6 protein-coding genes are annotated in these 6,404 nt (G+C 70.0%); all 6 read left to right on the forward strand.

What is annotated here, in order from left to right; translation table 11 throughout:
- Positions 1 to 2: 2 nt before the first annotated feature.
- Positions 3 to 692, forward strand: coding sequence for a transglycosylase family protein (locus HDC93_RS05700; protein WP_185007757.1), 690 nt, complete (start codon positions 3 to 5; stop codon positions 690 to 692).
- A 286-nt stretch (positions 693 to 978) separates the two neighbouring features.
- Positions 979 to 2,259, forward strand: a complete 1,281-nt coding sequence (gene eno / locus HDC93_RS05705; RefSeq protein ID WP_031102807.1) for a phosphopyruvate hydratase — start codon at positions 979 to 981, stop codon at positions 2,257 to 2,259.
- Positions 2,260 to 2,366: 107 nt separating this feature from the next.
- Positions 2,367 to 2,843, forward strand: a complete 477-nt coding sequence (locus HDC93_RS05710; protein WP_185007760.1) for a septum formation initiator family protein — start codon at positions 2,367 to 2,369, stop codon at positions 2,841 to 2,843.
- Between the two features lie 53 nt (positions 2,844 to 2,896).
- Positions 2,897 to 3,427, forward strand: coding sequence for a DUF501 domain-containing protein (locus HDC93_RS05715; protein WP_185007762.1), 531 nt, complete (start codon positions 2,897 to 2,899; stop codon positions 3,425 to 3,427).
- Complete coding sequence (locus HDC93_RS05720) at positions 3,424 to 4,365, forward strand: Ppx/GppA phosphatase family protein (RefSeq protein ID WP_185007764.1); 942 nt, start codon at positions 3,424 to 3,426, stop codon at positions 4,363 to 4,365. The genes HDC93_RS05715 and HDC93_RS05720 overlap by 4 nt, the downstream gene beginning before the upstream one ends.
- A gap of 421 nt (positions 4,366 to 4,786) precedes the next feature.
- On the forward strand, positions 4,787 to 6,175 hold the full coding sequence (locus HDC93_RS05725; RefSeq protein WP_078884975.1) for an NAD(P)/FAD-dependent oxidoreductase: 1,389 nt from the start codon (positions 4,787 to 4,789) through the stop codon (positions 6,173 to 6,175).
- Positions 6,176 to 6,404: the final 229 nt, after the last annotated feature.

The following is a 6,404-nucleotide window of genomic DNA, read 5'->3' on the forward strand; positions in this document are numbered from 1 at the left end:
CCATGCTGTTTTCCAGCAAGGGCAAGCACCGCCGTCCGTCCAAGGCCACCCGTGCCATCGCCGTCGCGGGTGTCGCCGGTGCCGCCGTCGCCGCCCCGCTGATGGCGGCCGGCAACGCCTCCGCCGCCACGGCCTCCGAGTGGGACGCCGTCGCCCAGTGCGAGTCCGGCGGCAACTGGTCCATCAACACCGGCAACGGCTACTACGGCGGTCTGCAGTTCTCCGCCTCCACCTGGTCCGCGTACGGCGGCACCCAGTACGCCTCGACCGCCGACCAGGCCAGCAAGGACCAGCAGATCCAGGTCGCCGAGAAGGTCCTGGCGAGCCAGGGCAAGGGCGCCTGGCCGGTCTGCGGCAAGGGCCTGTCGAGCGCCGGCTACACCGGCGGCTCCTCGAGCGACTCCGGCAGCTCCTCCGAGCAGAGCCAGCAGAGCACCGAGTCCCGCGAGACCCAGCAGCCGGCCTCCCGCTCCGACGAGCGTCCGGCGGCCAAGAAGACCGTCACCACCCCGACCGGCAAGAAGGTCAAGAAGGGCGACGGCGAGTACAAGGTCGTCAAGGGTGACACCCTCAGCTCGATCGCCGAGGACAAGAAGGTCAAGGGCGGCTGGGAGAAGCTCTTCAAGCTGAACAAGGACATCGTCACCGATGCCGACCTCATCTACCCGGGCCAGCAGCTGCACCTGAAGTAAGCAGCGGCCCACCGGGCCCGCCAGGGTCCCGGCCCGCCCGGACCCGCCCAGGGTCCGCAGGCTCCCCGCCCCGGTGCGTCATCCCCCGTACGCACCGGGGCGGGGTCTTTTCGGCGACCGGCTTTGTTCCGTTCGGAAACAATTTACTCTCGGTTCTGTCCATGGGGTGGGCGACCCGGTGGCCGATCGCTCCGAGCCGGTTAGGCTCATGTCGCGAGCCACCGGGCCCGCACCTCGCCGGGTCCACGCGACCCGCGTCACCGCGTCACATAAGAAGGAGATGCTCGTGCCGTCCATCGACGTCGTCGTAGCCCGGGAAATCCTGGACTCCCGAGGCAACCCCACGGTCGAGGTCGAGGTCGGCCTCGACGACGGCAGCACCGGTCGTGCCGCCGTCCCGTCCGGCGCCTCCACGGGCGCCTTCGAGGCCATCGAGCTCCGCGACGGCGACTCGAACCGCTACCTCGGCAAGGGTGTGGAGAAGGCCGTCCTCGCGGTCATCGAGCAGATCGGCCCGGAGCTGGTCGGCTATGACGCCACCGAGCAGCGCCTGATCGACCAGGCGATGTTCGACCTGGACGCCACCGACAACAAGGGCTCCCTCGGCGCCAACGCCATCCTCGGCGTCTCGCTCGCCGTCGCCCACGCCGCCTCCGAGGCCAGCGACCTGCCGCTGTTCCGCTACCTGGGCGGCCCCAACGCGCACCTGCTGCCGGTGCCGATGATGAACATCCTGAACGGCGGCTCGCACGCCGACTCCAACGTGGACATCCAGGAGTTCATGATTGCCCCGATCGGCGCGGAGTCCTTCTCCGAGGCCCTGCGCTGGGGTGCCGAGGTCTACCACACGCTGAAGAAGGTCCTGAAGAGCAAGGGCCTGGCCACCGGCCTCGGCGACGAGGGCGGCTTCGCCCCGAACCTCGGCTCCAACCGCGAGGCCCTCGACCTCATCCTCGAGGCCGTCAAGGAAGCCGGCTACACCCCCGGCGAGCAGATCGCCCTGGCGCTCGACGTCGCCGCCTCCGAGTTCTACAAGGACGGCGTCTACACCTTCGAGGGCAAGCAGCGCTCGGCGGCCGAGATGACCGAGTACTACGCGGAGCTCGTCGACGCGTACCCGCTCGTCTCCATCGAGGACCCGCTGTTCGAGGACGACTGGGAGGGCTGGAAGACCATCACCGCCAAGCTCGGTGACAAGGTCCAGCTCGTCGGTGACGACCTGTTCGTCACCAACCCCGAGCGCCTCGCCCGCGGCATCGAGGAGGGCGCGGCCAACGCGCTCCTGGTCAAGGTCAACCAGATCGGCTCGCTCACCGAGACGCTGGACGCCGTCGAGCTGGCCCAGCGCAACGGCTTCAAGTGCATGATGTCGCACCGCTCCGGCGAGACCGAGGACGTCACCATCGCCGACCTGGCCGTCGCCACCAACTGCGGCCAGATCAAGACCGGCGCCCCGGCCCGCTCCGAGCGCGTCGCCAAGTACAACCAGCTGCTGCGCATCGAGGAGATCCTCGACGACGCCGCGGTCTACGCCGGCCGCAGCGCCTTCCCGCGCTTCAAGGGCTGAACCTCGGCGGGTCAAGCCTAAGCCAGTCGTACGTACGTCCCCGTACTCGGTCCCGTACCGTGTCCGGGGACGTACGCGCGTATGACGGTGGAGCGGGAGGCGGACAGATGGCCGTGAAGGACCGGGACCGGTTCTCCACCGCGACCAGGATCCGGCTGCTCGGTGAGCAGACCGCGGCCCGGGTCTACCGTTCCCAGACCAAGCGCCAGGCCCGCCGCTCGCGGCTGACCGGCCGGGCCGCGCTGCTCGCCCTGGTGCTGTGCTCGCTGATCGTGGCCCTGGCCTACCCGATGCGGGAGTACGTCTCGCAGCGCGCCGAGATCGACGACCTCCAGCGCGAACAGCAGCAGGCCCGCGAGCGCGTCGAACGGCTGCGCGACCTGAAGGCGCGCTGGCAGGACGACGCGTACGCCGAGCAGCAGATCCGGCAGCGGTTGCACTACGTCATGCCGGGGGAGACGGGCTTCATCGTCGTCGACCCGCACGCGGCGAAGCAGTCGCGCACCGACCTCGGGGCGGCCGACCGCCCCTGGTACTCGAACGTGTGGGACGGGGTCGACAAGGCCGACGCCGCCGGCCGGTGACCCGAGTCCCGCTCAGTGACCTGAACCCAGAGAAAGACAGCCTGAAGACAGTCATGGAAACGCCCCCGCCGACCACCCCGCGCACCGAGCCCACCGACGCCGACGTCGAGGCCTTCAGGCAGCAGCTCGGTCGGCCTCCGCGCGGTCTGCGCGCGATCGCGCACCGCTGCCCGTGCGGACAGCCCGACGTCGTCGAGACGGCCCCGCGGCTGCCGGACGGCACGCCGTTCCCCACGCTGTACTACCTGACGTGCCCGAAGGCGAACTCGGCCATCGGCACGCTGGAGGCCAACGGCGTGATGAAGGAGATGACCGAGCGGCTGGCCTCGGACCCGGAGCTCGCGGCGGCCTACCGGGCCGCGCACGAGGACTACGTCCGGCGGCGCGACGAGATCGAGGAGCTGAAGAACTTCCCGAGCGCGGGCGGCATGCCGGACCGGGTGAAGTGCCTGCACGTCCTGGTGGCCCACTCGCTGGCCGCGGGGCCGGGCGTGAACCCGCTGGGCGACGAGGCGCTGGCGATGCTGCCTCAGTGGTGGCGCAAGGGCGCCTGTGTGACGACCGCCGAGGAGGACGCCCAGTGACCCGTGTCGCCGCCGTGGACTGCGGTACGAACTCCATCCGGCTCCTGGTCGCCGACGCCGACCCGAGCACCGGCGAGCTCGTCGACCTGGACCGCCGGATGACGATCGTGCGGCTCGGGCAGGGTGTCGACCGCACCGGCCGGCTCGCGCCCGAGGCGCTCCAGCGGACCTTCGCGGCGTGCCGCGAGTACGCCGCGATCATCAAGGAGCACGGGGCGGAGCGGCTGCGGTTCGTGGCGACGTCCGCCTCCCGGGATGCCGGGAACCGGGACGAGTTCGTGCGCGGCGTGCTGGACATCCTGGGCGTCGAGCCCGAGGTGATCTCCGGGGACCAGGAGGCCGCCTTCTCCTTCACCGGCGCCACCAAGGAACTCGCCGGGGGCGACCACCTCCCGAAGCCCTACCTGGTCGTGGACATCGGCGGCGGTTCGACCGAGTTCGTCGTGGGCGACGACCAGGTCCGGGCGGCCCGCTCGGTGGACGTCGGCTGCGTGCGCATGACCGAGCGGCACCTGGTCCGGGACGGGGTGGTGAGCGACCCGCCCTCCGAGGAGCGGATCGCGGCGATGCGGGCCGACATCGAGGCCGCGCTCGACCTCGCCGAGCAGACGGTTCCGCTGCGCGAGGCGCGCACGCTGGTCGGCCTCGCCGGCTCCGTGACGACCGTGTCGGCGATCGCGCAGGAACTGCCCGAGTACGACTCCGAGGCCATCCACCACTCCCGCGTCTCCCACGAAAAGGTCCGGGAGATCACCGAGTGGCTGCTGCGCTCCACCCACGCCGAGCGCGCGGCCGTGCCCTCCATGCACCCGGGCCGGGTCGACGTGATCGGGGCGGGTGCCCTCGTGCTCCTGTCGATCATGGAGCGGATCGGCGCGCAGGAGGTCGTCGTGAGCGAGCACGACATCCTCGACGGCATCGCATGGTCGGTCGCGTAGCCCGCTTCTGAGCAGGCATGGATCACGAATGAGCGCGTTCCGGGGGTCCGGAGGGACCCCCGGGCGACAGCCCGTCGGGAAAGTTCGTGAAGTTCTTCACAAGGAATTCGGTCCTCCTGGGCGATGAGAGGGGCCCCGTTGACCCGTCCGGGGACTGAACGGCCCTTTGAACATGTTCAGAAGCATGGTATGGAGGGGGTCGGGAAGCTGCTCGGAGTGGCGCTCGGGGAGTGCCTCACGGAGGCTCCTCAGGCACAGAGAGGCAGCTCACGCGGCATTGACAACGCTCCGGGGTGCACAAAGGAGCCCGGTTGTCACCATGACCTGGATCACGTGGGTCGCGGAGGATAACACACACCCCACCCGAGCTTGTGAAGGGGCGCACGAGCCACCCCCCTGAGACGGGTGGATACTCGATGGCATGAGCACCACGGAGCGTCCCAGGATCCTCGTAGTAGGCGGTGGGTACGTAGGCCTGTACGCAGCTCGGCGCATCCAGAAGAAGATGCGCTACGGCGAGGCGACCGTCACGGTCGTCGACCCCCGGTCGTACATGACCTACCAGCCCTTCCTCCCCGAAGCCGCCGCCGGCAACATCTCCCCGCGCCACGTCGTCGTCCCGCTGCGACGTGTGCTGCCCAAGGCGGAGGTTCTCACCGGCCGGGTCACCACCATCGACCAGGACCGCAAGGTCGCCACGGTCTCCCCGCTGGTCGGCGAGGCCTACGAGCTGCCCTTCGACTACCTGGTGATCGCGCTCGGCGCGGTCTCCCGCACCTTCCCGATCCCCGGCCTCGCGGAGCAGGGCATCGGCATGAAGGGCGTCGAGGAGGCCATCGGCCTGCGCAACCACGTCCTCGAGCAGCTCGACAAGGCCGACTCCACCACCGACGAGGAGATCCGCCGCAAGGCGCTCACCTTCGTCTTCGTGGGCGGCGGTTTCGCCGGTGCGGAGACCATCGGCGAGGTCGAGGACATGGCCCGGGACGCCTCGAAGTACTACAAGAACGTGTCCCGTGAGGACATGCGCTTCATCCTGGTCGACGCCGCCGACAAGATCCTCCCCGAGGTCGGTCCCAAGCTCGGCAAGTACGGCAAGGAGCACCTCGAGGGCCGCGGCGTCGAGGTCTACCTGTCCACCTCCATGGACTCCTGCGTCGACGGCCACGTGGTGCTGAAGAACGGCCTCGAGGTCGACTCCAACACCATCGTCTGGACCGCCGGCGTCAAGCCCAACCCGGCCCTGGCCCGCTACGGCCTGCCGCTGGGCCCTCGCGGTCACGTCGACTGCGAGCCGACCCTCCAGGTCAAGGGCACCGACTACATCTGGGCCGCCGGCGACAACGCCCAGGTCCCGGACCTCGTCGGCCGCAAGGCGGGCAACGAGAACGCCTGGTGCCCGCCGAACGCCCAGCACGCGCTGCGCCAGGCCCGGGTCCTCGGCGACAACGTGGTGTCCGGCATGCGGGGCTTCCCGCAGAAGGACTACGCCCACGCCAACAAGGGCGCGGTGGCCGGTCTCGGCCTCCACAAGGGCGTCGCGATGATCGTCATGGGCAAGATGAAGATCAAGCTCAAGGGCCGTCTCGCCTGGTACATGCACCGTGGCTACCACGGTCTGGCGATGCCGACCTGGAACCGCAAGATCCGCGTCTTCGCCGACTGGACCCTGGCGATGTTCCTCAAGCGCGAGGTCGTCTCGCTCGGCGCCATGGAGACGCCGCGCGAGGAGTTCTACGAGGCCGCCAAGCCGGCCCCGGTCGCCGCCGCGCCGAAGGAGAAGACCGAGGAGAAGGCCAAGGCCTCCTGACCTCCGGTCGGTCATCTGCCTGACGAAGGGCCTCCCGCCATCCGTGGTGCGGGAGGCCTTTCGGCGTGCCCGGGCTTTCGGCGTGCCCGGCCTCTCCGGCGCGTTCAGGTCCGTCGGCCTGTGCAGGTGCCCCGGCGCGTTCAGGTCCGTCGGCCTGTGCAGGTGCCCCGGCGCGTTCAGGTCCGTCGGCCTGTGCAGGTGCCCCGGCGCGTTCAGGTCCGTCGGCCCC

Source organism: Streptomyces sp. AK010 (assembly GCF_014207295.1).
GTDB classification, from domain to species: Bacteria; Actinomycetota; Actinomycetes; order Streptomycetales; family Streptomycetaceae; genus Streptomyces; species Streptomyces massasporeus.